Here is a 16,873-nt window from a genome sequence, read left to right as displayed (position 1 = left end):
GGTTGAATTAACTAAATATCCTAAAATATCAGCCTAATTAACCACCTCCGTTTGAAAGTTAGCAAACAAATATCATAGTGCAAACTAAATTTAATAATTCAAAAATAAATAGCATCTAACCCTCTGAAAAATGACCATGATTATATAAATAGCACTTATTGGAACAGCTGGAGCACGCTTAGCGCAGCTATCATCACTGCAAAGGTAAGCTACACTTGTCGTAATACTTAATGGGGATAAACATACTTTCAAGCAATCCTCTTAATACACAAAGTCAATATTTATCAAACGCTTGAAAATTAAAAACATCAAATTAAAGACAATGAACTGCTTAGGGATATGCTAATTCGATTAATATACACAGTACTACAAACACAAACGATACCAACACCTTCGCTCGTCTTAAGTTAGTTAAAGCTTAAACGTTTGGAGTAACCAGATAAATATTATGACTTTATTTTAATATTTTGGAGATATGATGATTTTACCTGTAATAATGGCTGGCGGTAATGGCTGTCGTCTATGGCCTTTGTCTCGAGAGCTTTATCCTAAACAATTTTTAACCGTATCAGGTGAACAATCCATGCTGCAACAAACCGTAGCTCGATTAACTGGACTTGCACATCAATTACCATTGGTAATTTGCAATGAAGAGCATCGTTTTATTGCCGCTGAGCAATTACATTTAGGGGGGTTTAAACATAGCGGTATTATATTGGAGCCTGTTGGACGTAATACAGCCCCCGCTATCGCATTAGCAGCACTGCAAGCATTAAAATTCGCTAAAAATGATGAAGAACCAATTCTATTAGTATTATCGTCAGATCACTTAATTAAAAATACGGCCGCGTTTCAATCAGCCGTCAATAAAGCCATACCATTTGCTGAAGATGGGCAGTTAGTTACATTTGGTATTGTGCCAACAAGCCCCGAAATAGGTTATGGCTATATTAACGCTGGTGCTATGAAAGGTGATGCATTTACCGTTAATAAATTTGTAGAAAAACCTAACTTAGAAACCGCACAAGATTATCTTGATAGTGGCCATTATTATTGGAACAGCGGTATGTTTTTATTTAAGGCATCCCGCTACATTGAAGAGTTAAAACTGCATCACCCTGACATTCTAACGGCATGTGAAATGTCGTTAGCTGAAACAAAATCAGATATGGGTTTTATCCGTATTAACAAAGCAGAGTTTGAGCTGTGTCCTAATGATTCAATTGATTACGCAGTAATGGAAAAAAGTGATGATGTCGTCGTGGTACCAATGGATGCGGGCTGGAGTGATGTAGGTTCATGGTCCGCACTGTGGGATATCGCCGTTAAAGACGAAAATAACAACGTAACCAAAGGCGATACCCTTACCGTAAATACATCAAATAGCTATTTGTACTCTGAAAACAAACTCATTGCTGCTGTGGGCATTGATAATCTAGTTATCGTTGAAACAAAAGATGCCATCTTAGTGGCTCATAAAGATCAAGTGCAACATGTGAGAAACATAGTGAGCGATCTCAAACGTGCCGGTAGAACTGAGCATAAGATACACCGAGAAGTATATCGTCCATGGGGGAAATATGACTCAGTCGATTGTGGACCGCGTGATCAAGTTAAACGTATTACCGTGAAGCCGGGGGCAAAACTGTCCATCCAAATGCACCATCACCGCGCCGAACATTGGGTTGTCGTATCGGGTACAGCGAAAGTCACCAATGGTGATAAAACCATCTTGTTAACAGAAAATGAATCGACCTATATCCCTATTGGCCAGGTGCATGCGTTAGAAAATCCAGGGGTATTTCCACTTGAATTAATCGAAGTGCAATCCGGCTCATACCTTGGCGAAGATGACATTATTCGCTTTGAAGATCTTTATGGTCGCTGCTAGACATTTATCCTCGTTTCTAATAGTAGAGATAATATGTAATGACAAAATTAACTTGTTTTAAAGCTTATGATATCCGAGGACAACTGGGGTCAGAACTGAATGTTGATATCGCCTATCGTATCGGCCGGGCGTTTGGTCAGTACTTGTCATCAACACAAAGCAGTCCTAAAACAGTCGTTGTTGGCAGTGATATACGTTTAACCTCCGAGGCACTTAAGCAAGCGCTTGCAAACGGTTTAATGGATGCCAACGTTAACGTTATTGATATCGGCATGACAGGTACCGAAGAAATTTACTTTGCTACTAAATACTTAGGTACTGATGGTGGGGTTGAAATCACGGCCAGTCATAACCCCATGGATTACAATGGTATGAAGCTGGTTCGCGAAGATGCTAAACCCATTAGCGGTGATTCAGGGCTTCGAGACATTCAACGAATAGCAGAACAAAATGAATTTCCCGCAGTCACCAAACGTGGAACCTTAAGCCAAAATTCAATTTTGATTGCGTATGTGAACCATTTAATGACGTACATCACACCCCAAAATATTGCACCGATGAAAATAGTAGTTAACTCTGGAAATGGTGCTGCTGGCCATGTGGTTGATGAAATAGAACAACGCTTCCATTCACTTAATATACCCATACAATTTATTAAAGTGCATCATGAAGCGAATGGTCACTTTCCGAATGGTATCCCTAACCCACTATTACCAAATTGTCGTGCCGATACTACCAAAGCCATACTTGAGCATCATGCTGATATGGGTATTGCTTGGGATGGAGATTTTGATCGTTGCTTCTTGTTTGATGAAAACGGTGAATTCATCGAAGGCTACTACATTGTCGGATTGTTAGCAGAAGCATTTTTACAAAAAGATGCTGGCGCAAAAATCATTCACGACCCTCGATTAAGCTGGAATACAATTGATATTATCGAAGCAAATGGCGGTACCGCTATCATGTCAAAAACCGGTCATGCATTCATTAAAGAACGCATGCGCAAAGAAGATGCTGTGTACGGTGGCGAAATGAGTGCTCACCATTATTTCCGTGACTTTGCTTATTGTGATTCAGGTATGATCCCTTGGTTACTCGTTACCGAGCTGCTGTCAGTAAAACAAATGAAATTATCAGAGACAGTCAAAGCGCGTATTGAAGCATACCCCTCATCAGGTGAAATAAACTCTAAGTTAACGGATCCACAAGCTTCAATTGCATGTGTTCGAGCTAAGTTCGAGTCCGATGCACTTATTGTCGATGAAACCGACGGTATTAGCCTGGAGTTTGGTGATTGGCGTTTTAATTTACGCTCATCGAATACCGAACCAGTTGTCAGGTTGAATGTAGAGTCTCGCCGTAATATACCTTTAATGACAGAGAAAACCTTAGCCATTATGAAAGTATTACATGATCATTAATACATTATTTTTATAACAAGGTTTAGGTGAGGAAGGTACTCCCTAAACTCAAATTTCCGATCATTTACTTATCCCTCCAGAACTTCCACCATTTTCTGCTATTTCATCGCCAACCAGTGACACTTTAACGATGATAGATCCTGATTGGCGTATCGGCATTAATAACTCATCCTAATAAATAAGCAATACGAAAAAATGCGTCCTAACCAACAATAAATTAATTTATAATTAAAAAATATGTATTTAAAAACATCTAAACAGGTCACATGATATAGTGATAAAAAGCTAGGTTTAACCGATTCACCAACACAGGAAATTAATAGCCATGGAAGCTGTCAGTAACGGTGAAAAAGTCATTCGGAGACTTTATGAAATCACCAAGAATTATGATCTTGGTTTTGAGACTCAAATTGAACAAATCCTGAAAATGGGTCTGGAACGGTTTAACTTAGATATTGCGATCTTATCTAAAATAGACAATAACCGCTATGTGATTAAGCATTGCGTGGTTCCCGCAGATGTGGAATTAGTCTCTGGGGTCGAGTTGGATTTAGACACTACCTATTGCCACATAACCTGTCAGGCTAACAGCCCTATCGCGCTTGAATATGTCGGTAAACACGATCAGTACGCCTCTCACCCCGCTTACCAATCATTTGGACTTGAGTCTTATATTGGCATGCCGATCAAACTAAACGGCAAGCTTTACGGTACCCTTAACTTTTCTAGCCCCACGCCTTACGACAGAAAGTTTGCAGCGGTTGATATTGATGCCATACAGTTGATGGCCTCTTGGATTGAAGTTGAAATTATTAGACGAAATCAAGAAAAGCGTTTAATAGATCTCAATTTAGCATTAGAGAAAAAAGCCTACGAAGACAGCTTAACTCTGATCCCTAACCGCCGTGCCGTGTTTAAACACATTAACGCCGATTTAAACAGAGTCAGTCGCGAAAAAAGTAACGCAGCATTAGCGATCATCGATATTGATTTATTTAAAAATATTAACGATACCTACGGACACAAAAAAGGCGATGAAGTATTAATAAAGGTCGCTGAATCGATTGATAATGACATACGCGATTATGATTTCGTGGCGCGATTTGGTGGTGAAGAATTTTTACTGTGGTTACCTAATTGCGACATGAGCATCGCCACTATGGTGTGTGATCGTATCAGACATAATATCGAAGCATTATCCTTGTGTGAAACCCCGATCACCATCTCTATTGGTATCACTTGTTTTGGTGCTGATATGATTCAAAAAAAACAAGCAAAAGAGAGAGTCGATGAGCTTATTTTACAGGCCGACAAAGCCCTGTATAAAGCCAAAGACGCAGGCCGAAATTGCATTAAGTTTTATGACATAGCCTAAAGTCGCCCCATTTCTGCACAAATGAAAAAAACTTTAAAATTTGGCTCGCAACTGAGACGCGAATAATGGAAGCTATGGACATAACAGGTTTGCAGATAACAAAGGGTTAAAAAACCAATGAAAATAATATCATTTAACATCAATGGCCTTCGCGCTCGATTACACCAACTACAAGCGATTATCGACAAGCATTCGCCTGACGTAATTGGCCTACAAGAAATCAAAGTACACAACGAAATGTTCCCAGTAGCAGCCGTTGAAGAAATGGGTTATCACGTATTTTTCCACGGTCAAAAAGCCCACTACGGTGTAGCTATGATGGTGAAGAAGAGCACAGTTGCAGACCTAGAAGCAATTAAAGTGCAATACGGTTTCCCAACCGATGACGAAGAAGCGCAAAAGCGTATGATCATGGTGACGTTTGCGCAACAATCTGGCAAACCAATCACAGTACTAAACGGTTATTTCCCACAGGGCGAGAACATCAGCCACGAAACCAAATACCCGTACAAGCGTAAATTCTATCAAGATCTAAACATCTACCTTAACGACAATCACACTGCAGAAGACGATCTGATCGTGATGGGTGATATCAACATCTCACCAGCAGAGAAAGATATCGGCATCGGTGAACCAAATGCCAAGCGCTGGTTAAAAACAGGTAAATGTAGCTTCCAACCAGAAGAACGTGAATGGTTAGCAAAACTGCAAGGGTTTGGCCTACACGATACATTCCGTACTATTAAACCAGAAGTAAGCGATCGCTACAGCTGGTTTGACTACCGTTCAAAAGGTTTCCCTGACAACCGTGGACTGCGCATTGACGTGATCTTAGCGACGGCGGCATTGAACGCTAAAGTGGTTGAAAGTGATGTCGATTACGAATTACGCGGTATCGAAAAACCATCAGATCACGCGCCAATCTGGACTACGTTCGGATAATAACGCTTATAAAGTTTTAGCTCGCGAAACTTATAACCAGTACAATAGCTTAGGCGAATATGACCTAGGCTATTTAACATATCAAAAACACATTTTAGAAATATGTGTCTAACCTTAATGTTACCCCGACATTCAGATATCAGATGCAATAATGACGATGCAGTGGACGAAGATATGCGCAAAGGCTAACACCTTAATTTTCTGTGTTTTAGTTAACACATCTCCCGCTAATGCCCAATATTCCGCTAACATACAGTCTCACTCTCCAGAATCAACATCGTCTAGCACCATCGCCCAACAACAGCTTAATATTCATAGCCAGCCGAGCTTTGAAGACCTTCCCCAGCTATTAGCAAAACGTACTATCAAGGTACTTGTCGTTAATCATCCCGCTTATTATTTTATTTACCAAAGTCGCCCGCGTGGGCTTGCTTATGACATGATGCGTGAATACGAAAAGCACTTAAATCAGAAGCACTTCAAAGACACAAAGTTAAAACTTAATATCCTGTTTATCCCGGTACCAAGTAGCCAAATCGTCAGCTTACTTGCGCAAGGTTATGGTGATATTGCCATCGGCCCATTAATGACCCCATTACGCCTACAGAACCAAGTTACCCACACCGAGCCCATCTATACCGACCATCAGTTATTGCTCGTCAGCCACAAGTCTACAAAAGAATACAAGGATATAAAGCAGCTTTCAGGGAAGGAAATATGGATACGCCGTAATAGTATTTACCATCAGCAGTTACAACATATCAACAAACAGTTATTCCAACTCAACAAACCGCCCATCGACATCAACATTGCCATAGACGAACTTGAAGACTTCGAAATTTTAGATATGGTCGACAACAAACAGATATTCATGACGATGACCTCTAACCACAGTATGCGTTTGTGGAAAAGGTTATACAAAAACATCAAATTGCATCCCCAGCTAGCAGTCGGCAGTCGTATTCCCAGTACTTGGGCGGTACGCAATCACACGCCACTACTAACTACTAGTTTAAATCAGTTTATTGCCAAGCATAAAAAAGGCACCAAGATCGGCAACATCCTACACCGCCGCTATTTGGTGAGACACCCTTGGTTAAAAAAAGTCATTCACCAACAGTTTGAAAACCGCTATTTAGAAACCGAACAGCTCATTAAAAAATACGCTAAGCAGTACAAGTTCGACTGGCAGCTTATTCTCGCGCAAGCCTACCAAGAGTCGCGACTCAACCAAAAAGCCATTAGCCATCGCGGCGCTGTCGGGGTAATGCAAGTATTACCTACAACCGCTAACGAACCTTATATCAATATTAAAAACATCAACAAGATGGATGGTAATATTCATGCGGGCGTGAAGTATTTACACTTTATGCAGCAACGTTATTTTAGTCACGACAATATCACCGAGCTCGACTCGCTATTACTCAGCTTTGCCGCTTATAACGCCGGGCCAGCTAAGTTGATCCGCTTAAGAAGACGGGCGTTAAAGGAAGGCTTAAATCCCAACATTTGGTTTAATCATGTCGAGAAGATTGCCGCTGACGTTATCGGCAGAGAAACGGTGGATTATGTGAACAACATTTATAAGTTTTATATCACCTACCTGCTCGCTTCCCGTTACCAAATTAACGAAGCACAATTAGCACCACAACAAGTGGCGAACACCCGCTAGCTAAACCCGTAAAGCAGATAGCACTGTAAAACAGATGCCCCGTAAATAGATAGCACCGTACAGATAGCTCTTGCGGATGAGTGTGAACAAGCGCTGTTGAATAACGCGTAAAAGAGAGGAATAAAGGACCGTCATGGATATCCACAACGGCCAACTATTTTATAACAGTCTCGTTATTACTGCCGAAGTTACTTATTAAGCAAGGTGCCTAAACGCACGTTTTTCTAACCGTCTGAATACCGCAAAGATAGCAAAACATAAACACAGGTAAATACCGCCAGCAAAGATAAATGCTTCAAACGGGGCATAAAAACGTGAATACACATTGTAACCCGCGCCAGTGATATCAACCAAGGTGACGACACTGGCGATTGATGTGGCATGCAGCATAAAGATAACTTCATTACTGTACGCAGGCAGTGCACGACGAAACGCCGATGGCAGAATAATACGACGTAAGATCTGCCAATAATTCATCCCGTACGCTTGCGCAGCTTCGATCTCGCCTTTATCCGTTGTCACTAAGGAACCACGAATGATCTCGGTGCTGTATGCCGCGGTGTTTAATACAAACGCTAACAAACAAGGATAAAACGCATCTTCTAACAAGAACCAAATCGGGCTCTCTTGAATACCATCAATCATGGTCACGCCATAATAAATCAGATACAGCTGGATCAATAACGGCGTACCACGGAACACATAGGTAAATAACCAAATAGTACGCGATAACCATACATACTGACTGGTACGTATGATCGCTAACGGCACCGCCAAAAAGAAACCAATCACCACAGATAAGAAAGTCAGTTGTATCGTTAATACGGTACCATCCCAATACTCATTTAAGGTACTAGGGGTAAACATTTCATTTTGCTCAAGCAAAGCAACCAGTTGATCTAACATATTAATGACCCTCTACGCCTTTGCTATAGTGATGTTCTAAATATTTCAGCACAATTTCACTTACCGTGGTAATGGCTAAATACACAAACGCCACAGGAATGAAGAACAGGAAAGGTTCGTAAGTAGTCATCGCCGCTTCTTTGGCTAACTTAACCATATCCGACAAGCCAATCACCGAGACCAGAGCAGTGGTTTTAACCAATACTAACCAGTTGTTACCAATACCCGGCAATGCAAAGCGCATCATTTGTGGGAACATCACTCGACGGAATACCTGCCAGTCAGACATGCCATACGCAGTTGCCGCTTCTAATTGACCTTTATCGACAGATAATAATGCGCCACGGAATGTCTCGCCCATGTAAGCACCAAAGATGAAACCTATCGTCAGCACGCCCGCACTAAACTCATCGATGTTCAGGTACATACCATCTTCATAAAATGCCGATAAAGTTAACCAACCTTGTTCAATATAAAATGCATTGATGGCATAGGTTTCGTGTAATTCGTATAACCATTCAGAAAAATTATTCAGCCCGACCTGTAAGCCAAAATAAATCAGCATCATTAACACCAGATCTGGTACACCACGAACCAAGCTAGTATAAGCAAGCGCAATTGCAGAAGATATTTTACCGCCAGAATAACGTGCAACGGCAGTAATAAGCCCCAGCAATACGGCGATAATTAATGAAAAGATGGCGAGTTTAACGGTCAATATAGCGCCATTAAAAATACTTGGGCCATACCCTTGAAGATCTAACATAATATTCCCAGAAAGCAGTGGGTGCCTAGTCTTAACTAATCGTCTTAACGAATAGCTTTAACTAAGCCCCCATTTTATCGTCTATCTATATTCGTAAAACGAAAAAATAAAGCGTCGTAAAACGAAACGATAAAGAGACTACATTTTAATACTGTAGCTGAAGTATTTAGCTTGGATAGTCTCATACGTACCATCGGTTTTGATTTCTGCTAATACTTTATTAAATGTTGCAGCGAGTGACTTATCACGTTTACGCAAAGCAACACCCATGCCGTTACCAAGTTGGAATGTATCGCCAACGGCAGCATAAGCACCTTTCTTCTCAGGGATCAGTAACGTGGTATCACCCACTGGGAAATCCAGCAATACCATGTCTAAACGACCGCCTTCAAGATCTAGCAATAAGTCACCGCTAGTATTGTAACGTTTAATTGTATTCTGCTTAGCAAAGTGATCGGTTACGTAAGTATCTTGTACTGTACCGCGCTGTACACCAATACGTAATTCTTTAAATGCTGCTTTATCTGCAACATCCAGTTTAAAGTCTGCTGCTGCAAACCAACCACTTGGCGTATTGTAGTAAGGTTCAGAGAACAATACTTGCTTCGCACGCGCTTCAGTAATCGACATTGACGAGAAGATAGCATCGTATTTACGTGATAATAGGCCTGGAATGATACCGTCCCAAGATTGTACAACCCAAGTACAATTCCAATTAGCGCGTTTACAAACTTCATTACCTAAGTCGATTTCGAAACCTGTTAGCTCACCATCTGGAGTTTTATATTCAAATGGCTTATAAGGTGAGTCAACACCTAGACGAACATCAGTCCATTCTTTCGCTATCACAGCTGAAGAAAGTAATAAGCTTGTTGCAACACTTGCTGCAATGACAGTCGCTAATTTTTTCATACGTATTTCCCTATTATTATAATTGGGTCAATCAATGACCCGTGCTTGTGTTGTTTGTTATTTCTTTTTAGTTATTATTTTAATTATTAATATTTTGGTGCCAAAAATTGCTTCACACGTTCTGATTTCGGATTATCGAACAATGCTTTCGGATCGCCCTGCTCTTCAATCTGACCTTGGTGCAAGAAGATAACCTTAGTCGATACATCACGGGCAAAGGCCATTTCATGGGTGACCACTAACATAGTACGGCCTTCTTCAGCCAAATTTTGCATAACCCGTAACACTTCTCCGACTAATTCCGGATCTAACGCTGAAGTTGGTTCATCAAATAACAGCACTTCCGGTTCAACCGCCAGTGCGCGGGCAATAGCCACACGTTGTTTTTGACCACCAGATAGCTGACTTGGGTAATAGTCTTTTCTTTCCCATAAATCCACTTTCTTCAGATATTGTTCTGCGCTTGCCAGAGCCTCACTACGAGAGAGTCCTAAAACCTGAATTGGTGCTTCAATCACATTTTCAATTACCGTCATATGCGACCATAAATTGAAGCCTTGAAATACCATGGCTAAACGTGAACGAATACGTTGCACTTGTTTTTTATTGGCGATAGTTCGATTGCCATCGCGATCAGTAACCATCTCGATTAATTCGCCATTTACCGAGATATCACCTGCTGTTGGCATTTCTAACAAATTGATACAGCGTAAGAATGTGCTTTTACCTGAGCCTGATGAGCCGATAATCGAGATGACATCGCCTTTATTCGCAGTCAGATCTATGCCTTTAAGGACTTCATTGTCACCAAATGATTTATGTAAATTCTTGATGTCTAATGTGGGACTGCTACTCATTCTATTCATCCTAAATACGCTTTATAACAATATAAGACATGTGCAATACTTAAATTCAAACTATGATTAAAGACTGCAACATAAAAACAGCACTTAACATAACAAATTAGCCATTCACATAACATAAAACGGTTTAAATTTAGTCATTAACTCCAGATTAGTTCTCACTAGCGGTTTTATTACCCACGTAAACACAAAGTGCAGGATTTAACGTTGATTATATATAGCACTACACACTACCGCTATATTGGTATTTATGAAGGTTTATGTTACCTTGGGCAAATAATTAAACTTTATATTATAATTTTAAAATAAAGTTAATAAAAATACGCACTAACTGTAATTAAGTTACACCCAGAATGGGTTAAACAGATCGATCATGTTACTTTTCGTAATAAAAAAACATAAAAGTACATAAAATTGATCTAGATCACTTTGCAATTACTCCTAGTTAGGTAATAATGAACTCAGGTTATTGATTGAGACGAAGCAATGAAAACAGTAAACCCATTTGATGCAATTCTACCACCCGAGCTGCTAAAGAAAGCAGAATCTATCGGTGTAGCAAAAGCAACTAAAGCCCCTAAACAAGCGTTCATGCTTGCGATTACCGCCGGTGTATTTATCTCCATCGCATTTGCCTTCTATACTACGGTAACAACCGGTACCACCGATGTTGCTTATGGTTTAAAAAAATTCATTGGCGGGTTTGCATTTAGTCTTGGTCTATTACTTGTCGTTGTATGCGGCGGTGAACTTTTTACCAGTTCAATTCTGACTATCATTGCCCGCGCTAATAACAAGATCACTACTCTGCAATTAGCAAAAAACTGGGCCGTTGTTTACGCCGGTAACTTTGTTGGTTGCATCTTCTTTGTCATCTTAATGTTCTTAGCAAAACAGCATCTGGTCGCCGATGGCGCTTGGGGCATCAACGCTATGAAGATTGCCCAGCACAAATTGCATCACACCTTTATTCAAGCTGTCACACTCGGCATCCTTGCAAACCTACTTGTTTGCCTTGGTATATGGATGAGTTTTGCAGCACGCTCAATTACCGACAAATTTATCGCGGTGGCTTTGCCCGTGACTATGTTTGTCGCATCTGGTTACGAACACAGTATTGCTAACATGTTTATGGTGCCACTGGGTTATGTTATCGCCAACTTTTCTGGACCTGAATTCTGGTTACTCTCCGGCGCTAACCCAGCAGACTTTACTGATTTAACAATAGCTAACTTTGTATTTAATAATCTTATTCCTGTCACCATCGGCAACATTATTGGCGGTGGCGTATTGGTTGGCCTGACTTACTGGGCTATCTACTGCAAAAAAGAATCTTAATGTCTGTTGGCAACAACAGATAACGAACTTTGAAATTAAATTTTTAATAGATTAGGTGTACTTATGACTGAACAAACAATATTTGATCAAGCTTGGAAAGGTTTCACTACTGGTGAATGGACTAACGAAGTTAATCTACGTGATTTCATCCAGAAGAACTACACTGAGTTTACCGGTGATGAATCTTTCCTAGCTGACGCAACTAAAGCAACAGATACGCTTTGGAACAATGTCATGGAAGGCATCAAAATCGAAAACAGCACCCATGCTCCACTTGATTTTGATACATCAGTACCATCAACAATTACTTCTCATGCTGCTGGTTATATCGACCAAAGTTTAGAAACAATTGTTGGTTTACAAACTGAGAAACCATTAAAACGTGCAATTATCGCTAATGGCGGTATCCGTATGGTTGAAGGTTCTTGTAAAGCATACGGCAAAGAATTAGACGCAACAACGAAGAAAATCTTCTCTGAATACCGCAAAACGCATAACCAAGGTGTATTTGACGTATATACAAACGACATCATGAAATGTCGTAAGTCAGGTATCCTAACGGGTTTACCAGATGCATATGGCCGTGGTCGTATCATTGGTGATTACCGTCGTGTTGCTGTATACGGCATCGACTTCCTAATGAAAGATAAATTTGCACAGCAAAAATCATTAGAAGCGAAGTTCTATTCAGGTGAAGACCTAGAAGCAACAATGCGTTTACGTGAAGAAATCTCTGAGCAGTACCGTGCCCTAGCACAAATCAAAGAAATGGCGGCAACTTACGGTTTCGATATTTCTGGCCCAGCAACAAACGCAAAAGAAGCGATCCAGTGGACTTACTTCGGCTACCTAGCTGCTGTTAAATCACAAAATGGCGCAGCAATGAGCTTCGGTCGTGTAACTACGTTCTTAGATGTTTACATCGAACGTGATTTACAAGCGGGTATCATTACTGAAACTGACGCTCAAGAAATGATTGACCACTTAGTTATGAAACTACGTATGGTACGTTTCCTACGCACACCTGAATACGATGAATTATTCTCTGGTGACCCAATCTGGGCAACAGAAACTATCGCAGGTATGGGTACAGATGGTCGTTCACTAGTAACTAAATCATCATTCCGTGTACTACACACACAATACACTATGGGTCCTTCACCAGAGCCAAACATCACTGTATTGTGGGCTGAACATTTACCATTAGCCTTCAAACGCTACTGTGCGAAAGTATCTATTGATACATCATCAATCCAGTACGAAAATGATGATTTAATGCGTACCGACTTCGACAATGATGACTATGCAATTGCATGTTGTGTATCACCAATGATCGTTGGTAAACAAATGCAGTTCTTCGGCGCTCGTAGTAACCTTGCTAAAGCATTGTTATATACAATCAATGGCGGCGTAGATGAAAAACTAAAAATCCAAATTGGTCCTAAAGCAGACAAGATCACTGATGATGTACTTGATTACGCAGATATCACAGCGCGTTATGACAAAGTGATGGATTGGTTAGCAACAACATATGTTACTGCACTAAATTCAATTCACTATTCACACGATAAATATTCGTATGAAGCATCACTAATGGCATTACATGACCGTGACGTAGAACGTACAATGGCATGTGGTATCGCCGGTCTATCTGTTACTGCTGATTCACTTTCTGCAATTAAATATGCAAAAGTTAAACCAATCCGTGATGAAAACGGTATTGCAGTCGATTTTGAAATCGAAGGTGATTATCCTAAATTTGGTAACAACGATTCACGTGTTGATGATATCGCTTGTGAACTAGTTGAAACTTTCATGAAGAAAGTTGCTAGTCACAAAATGTACCGTAATGCAAAACCAACACAGTCAGTACTAACAATTACATCAAACGTTGTATACGGTAAGAAAACCGGTACAACACCAGATGGCCGTCGTGCAGGCGCACCATTCGCACCGGGTGCAAACCCAATGCATGGTCGTGATGAGAAAGGCGCAATCGCAGCCCTAACATCAGTTGCAAAACTACCGTTTGAATACGCAAAAGATGGTATTTCTTATACTTTCTCTATCGTACCAAACGCACTAGGTAAAACAGACGATACACGTCGTACTAACCTAGCTGGTTTAATGGATGGTTACTTCAAGCACAGCAGTGCAATTGAAGGTGGTCAGCACTTAAACGTAAACGTGATGGATCGTTCAATGTTACTAGACGCGATTAAGCACCCTGAAAAATACCCACAACTGACCATTCGTGTGTCTGGTTACGCGGTACGTTTCAACTCGCTAACGCCTGAACAACAACAAGACGTGATCACACGTACATTCCAACAGTCATTCTAAGACTGATAGGAATAGCACTATAAAATGTAACCCTAGGTTGTTTTTATAGTCACAGAAACAAAAGCCTTACACATGTAAGGCTTTTGTATTTATAATAAACGTATAGCCTTATCTTTTGGAAATATTATGTCGCTTATTAAGCCTATTGATTCTACCGAGTTATGTAGCACAGTCGGACGCATTCATTCTACCGAATCTTTTGGCTCCGTAGATGGACCAGGTATTCGTTACATCGTTTTCATGCAAGGCTGCTTAATGCGTTGCCTGTATTGTCACAACCGTGATTCATGGGATTTGCATTCAGGTAAAGAAACTACCGTTGATGAATTAATGCGTGAACTTGTTTCATACAAAGCATTTATGCTAGCAACTGGTGGGGGTGTAACAGCATCAGGCGGCGAAGCAATGCTACAGCCTGAATTTATCCGTGACTTTTTTACTGCAGCGCAAGCCGAAGGTGTTAACACTTGCTTAGATACTAACGGCTATATTCGAAAATACAGCGACGTGATTGACGAAGTACTCGATGTAACTGATTTAGTCATGTTGGATTTAAAACAAATGAACGACGAAATACACCAAGAATTAGTGGGTGTAAGTAACAAGCGTACGTTAGAATTTGCAGAATATTTAGCCAAACGTAACCAGAAAACATGGATACGTTATGTTGTTGTACCTGGTTATACCGATGATGATGAATCTGCACATGCACTGGGTAAATTTATTCAACACATGGATAACATTGAAAAAGTTGAATTGCTGCCTTATCACGAACTCGGCCTGCACAAATGGAAAACCATGGGCTTTGATTACCCACTCGATGGTGTGCCGCCACCAAGTAAAGACACGATGGACCGCATTCAAGCTATCTTATTAGAATACAGAGATAATGTAATTTATTAATCGTCCAAACAGCATTCTATTTCAAACCGATCCTAGCACTATGCTATGATCGGTTTTTTGTTTTAGCCTTTTTGCTAACCGTCATCAGAATAATGAGATCACATGAACTACCTTTGCCCTATCTACCTTTGCCCCATCTGCGCTAGCCCTTTATCCGCACACGACAAAAGTCTAGCTTGCGAGCAACGCCACCAATTTGATCTAGCAAAAGAAGGTTACGTTAACTTGTTGCCGGTACAAAACAAAAAATCAAAGAATCCTGGTGACAACAAAGAGATGATGCAAGCCCGTCGTGAATTTCTAGACCAAGGCTTTTATCAATCATTATCTGATAAGGTAAATAGCATTGCTCAGCAGGCTTTAGCGACTGTAGAGACACCTAACATCCTCGATTTGGGCTGTGGCGAAGGTTATTACACCCACCGCTTAGCGCAGGCTATAACGAATGCTAATGATGCGACTACCTCAAATGTGGATACCAAGGTAGTGCTACAAATTTCCGGTTTAGATATTTCTAAATCTGCGATCCGCTATGCAGCCAAACGCTATAAGAGCATCAGTTTTTGTGTGGCCAGCGCCTACGCGACTCCTTTCGCTGATGCTAGCCAAGATTTAGTCACGCGTATTTATGCACCATCACAAAACGACGAACTGGCTCGTATTATCAAAACAGACGGTTATTTACTCACAGTGACACCGGCTGCCGAGCATTTGTTTGAGTTAAAACAAAAGATTTATCAAACACCTGAAAAGCATGACATGACGATTGAAGAAATTGCAGGGTTTGACGTGGTTGAACAACAACGTTTAACAGACCAGATAACCCTAACACAGGCTAAAGACAGCAAGAATTTATTGGAAATGACACCACTGGCGTGGAAAATGAGTGATGAGCAAAAAGCAGCGCTCTACGCGGCTGACTTAACGCTAACATTGGACTTTAATATTACCCTGTATAAACGCACGGCTTGATTTCCAGACAAAAATTCAGACAAAAAAATACCGATATTAGCTTTAATATCGGTATTCATCTCGAGACTCAGTGTTTATGTAACGATTAATACGACCTTACACAGCTGCATATCGTCTATTACTTAGCCATAAACGCTTTATCCATACGCTTGAATGCACTTTCTAACACATAAGCTAATTCACTGTAATGCGGATTTTTTTTGGCTGGTTCAAGTTCACAACCTTGCGTCACTAAACCTTGATATAACTCGTGGTACCAGGTTGCCAGTGACACAGGTAATAGTTCTTTCGAACGTTTACCTAACCAAAACAGACCTTGCATTGGCAATGTAATTAATAGCAATGCAATCGCAATACTCGCTGGTAGTTGCTGCATATCCCCATAGAGATACTGCATCATCACCGTTAGAATAGCTAATGGCGGCATAGTCTTAAAGCCAAGCTGCGTAGCAGCAATAATTCTATTCTCAGGAAAAAGTGCAGCCAATTCTTTTTTCATCGGCCAGCGCTGCATATAATGTTGACCTTTATAAAGGGTATCTTTAAATACACTCATCAGCATCCTCCCG

14 protein-coding genes are annotated in these 16,873 nt (G+C 40.6%); 9 read left to right on the top strand and 5 right to left on the bottom strand.

The features are described 5' to 3' along the window. Positions 1-478 precede the first annotated feature (478 nt). The 5 genes from CXF93_RS04295 to CXF93_RS04275 all read left to right on the top strand — a co-directional run bounded on the left by CXF93_RS04295 (position 479) and on the right by CXF93_RS04275 (position 7,301). Positions 479-1,891 carry a mannose-1-phosphate guanylyltransferase/mannose-6-phosphate isomerase gene (locus tag CXF93_RS04295; protein WP_101061205.1) on the top strand — a complete coding sequence of 471 codons (1,413 nt, stop codon included), beginning with the start codon at positions 479-481 and terminating at the stop codon, positions 1,889-1,891. A gap of 38 nt (positions 1,892-1,929) precedes the next feature. Further along, entirely contained in the window at positions 1,930-3,312 is a 1,383-nt protein-coding gene (locus CXF93_RS04290; protein WP_101061204.1) for a phosphomannomutase CpsG, read from the top strand. A gap of 325 nt (positions 3,313-3,637) precedes the next feature. Then, positions 3,638-4,687 (top strand): sensor domain-containing diguanylate cyclase, encoded by a 1,050-nt coding sequence (locus tag CXF93_RS04285; RefSeq protein ID WP_101061203.1) that lies wholly within the window; start codon positions 3,638-3,640, stop codon positions 4,685-4,687. A gap of 117 nt (positions 4,688-4,804) precedes the next feature. Next, positions 4,805-5,629 carry an exodeoxyribonuclease III gene (gene xthA / locus CXF93_RS04280; RefSeq protein WP_101061202.1) on the top strand — a complete coding sequence of 275 codons (825 nt, stop codon included), beginning with the start codon at positions 4,805-4,807 and terminating at the stop codon, positions 5,627-5,629. A gap of 151 nt (positions 5,630-5,780) precedes the next feature. Further along, on the top strand, positions 5,781-7,301 hold the full coding sequence (locus CXF93_RS04275; RefSeq protein WP_101061201.1) for a lytic transglycosylase F: 1,521 nt from the start codon (positions 5,781-5,783) through the stop codon (positions 7,299-7,301). Between the two features lie 195 nt (positions 7,302-7,496). Here the strand turns inward: CXF93_RS04275 and CXF93_RS04270 are convergent, their stop codons facing one another. The 4 genes from CXF93_RS04270 to CXF93_RS04255 all read right to left on the bottom strand — a co-directional run bounded on the left by CXF93_RS04270 (position 7,497) and on the right by CXF93_RS04255 (position 10,742). Then, on the bottom strand, positions 7,497-8,207 hold the full coding sequence (locus CXF93_RS04270) for an ABC transporter permease (RefSeq protein ID WP_101061200.1): 711 nt from the start codon (positions 8,205-8,207) through the stop codon (positions 7,497-7,499). Between the two features lies 1 nt (position 8,208). Continuing rightward, entirely contained in the window at positions 8,209-8,973 is a 765-nt protein-coding gene (locus CXF93_RS04265) for an ABC transporter permease (protein WP_101061199.1), read from the bottom strand. Between the two features lie 138 nt (positions 8,974-9,111). Then, on the bottom strand, positions 9,112-9,885 hold the full coding sequence (locus CXF93_RS04260; RefSeq protein WP_101061198.1) for a transporter substrate-binding domain-containing protein: 774 nt from the start codon (positions 9,883-9,885) through the stop codon (positions 9,112-9,114). An 86-nt stretch (positions 9,886-9,971) separates the two neighbouring features. Then, positions 9,972-10,742, bottom strand: a complete 771-nt coding sequence (locus CXF93_RS04255) for an ABC transporter ATP-binding protein (protein ID WP_101061197.1) — start codon at positions 10,740-10,742, stop codon at positions 9,972-9,974. A gap of 492 nt (positions 10,743-11,234) precedes the next feature. Between CXF93_RS04255 and focA the strand changes: the two genes are divergently transcribed. From focA to rlmA, 4 genes are all read left to right on the top strand, one after another. After that, on the top strand, positions 11,235-12,086 hold the full coding sequence (gene focA, locus CXF93_RS04250) for a formate transporter FocA (protein WP_101061196.1): 852 nt from the start codon (positions 11,235-11,237) through the stop codon (positions 12,084-12,086). A 63-nt stretch (positions 12,087-12,149) separates the two neighbouring features. Continuing rightward, entirely contained in the window at positions 12,150-14,429 is a 2,280-nt protein-coding gene (gene pflB, locus CXF93_RS04245; RefSeq protein WP_101061195.1) for a formate C-acetyltransferase, read from the top strand. Between the two features lie 126 nt (positions 14,430-14,555). Continuing rightward, entirely contained in the window at positions 14,556-15,332 is a 777-nt protein-coding gene (gene pflA / locus CXF93_RS04240) for a pyruvate formate lyase 1-activating protein (protein WP_101061194.1), read from the top strand. 102 nt (positions 15,333-15,434) lie between these two features. Next, positions 15,435-16,304 (top strand): 23S rRNA (guanine(745)-N(1))-methyltransferase, encoded by an 870-nt coding sequence (gene rlmA, locus CXF93_RS04235; RefSeq protein ID WP_101061193.1) that lies wholly within the window; start codon positions 15,435-15,437, stop codon positions 16,302-16,304. A gap of 118 nt (positions 16,305-16,422) precedes the next feature. On the opposite strand, the gene yfbV is transcribed toward rlmA, so the two are convergent. After that, complete coding sequence (yfbV, locus tag CXF93_RS04230) at positions 16,423-16,860, bottom strand: terminus macrodomain insulation protein YfbV (RefSeq protein ID WP_101061192.1); 438 nt, start codon at positions 16,858-16,860, stop codon at positions 16,423-16,425. Between the last annotated feature and the right edge of the window lie 13 nt (positions 16,861-16,873).

The sequence above is a fragment of the Moritella sp. Urea-trap-13 genome (genome assembly GCF_002836355.1).
Taxonomy (GTDB): Bacteria; Pseudomonadota; Gammaproteobacteria; order Enterobacterales; family Moritellaceae; genus Moritella.
The sequence above is the reverse complement of the archived record's forward strand: the minus strand, read 5'-3'. Positions and strand labels throughout refer to the sequence as shown.

Bases quoted from the DNA above. Each gene is read 5' to 3' on its own strand.
- focA (WP_101061196.1), top strand. From the start codon at position 11,235: ATGAAAACAGTAAACCCATTTGATGCAATTCTACCACCCGAGCTGCTA.
- CXF93_RS04255 (WP_101061197.1), bottom strand. From the start codon at position 10,742: ATGAGTAGCAGTCCCACATTAGACATCAAGAATTTACATAAATCATTT.
- rlmA (WP_101061193.1), top strand. From the start codon at position 15,435: ATGAACTACCTTTGCCCTATCTACCTTTGCCCCATCTGCGCTAGCCCT.
- CXF93_RS04285 (WP_101061203.1), top strand. From the start codon at position 3,638: ATGGAAGCTGTCAGTAACGGTGAAAAAGTCATTCGGAGACTTTATGAA.
- CXF93_RS04260 (WP_101061198.1), bottom strand. From the start codon at position 9,885: ATGAAAAAATTAGCGACTGTCATTGCAGCAAGTGTTGCAACAAGCTTA.
- CXF93_RS04265 (WP_101061199.1), bottom strand. From the start codon at position 8,973: ATGTTAGATCTTCAAGGGTATGGCCCAAGTATTTTTAATGGCGCTATA.
- CXF93_RS04270 (WP_101061200.1), bottom strand. From the start codon at position 8,207: ATGTTAGATCAACTGGTTGCTTTGCTTGAGCAAAATGAAATGTTTACC.
- pflA (WP_101061194.1), top strand. From the start codon at position 14,556: ATGTCGCTTATTAAGCCTATTGATTCTACCGAGTTATGTAGCACAGTC.
- yfbV (WP_101061192.1), bottom strand. From the start codon at position 16,860: ATGAGTGTATTTAAAGATACCCTTTATAAAGGTCAACATTATATGCAG.
- CXF93_RS04295 (WP_101061205.1), top strand. From the start codon at position 479: ATGATTTTACCTGTAATAATGGCTGGCGGTAATGGCTGTCGTCTATGG.
- xthA (WP_101061202.1), top strand. From the start codon at position 4,805: ATGAAAATAATATCATTTAACATCAATGGCCTTCGCGCTCGATTACAC.
- CXF93_RS04275 (WP_101061201.1), top strand. From the start codon at position 5,781: ATGACGATGCAGTGGACGAAGATATGCGCAAAGGCTAACACCTTAATT.
- pflB (WP_101061195.1), top strand. From the start codon at position 12,150: ATGACTGAACAAACAATATTTGATCAAGCTTGGAAAGGTTTCACTACT.
- CXF93_RS04290 (WP_101061204.1), top strand. From the start codon at position 1,930: ATGACAAAATTAACTTGTTTTAAAGCTTATGATATCCGAGGACAACTG.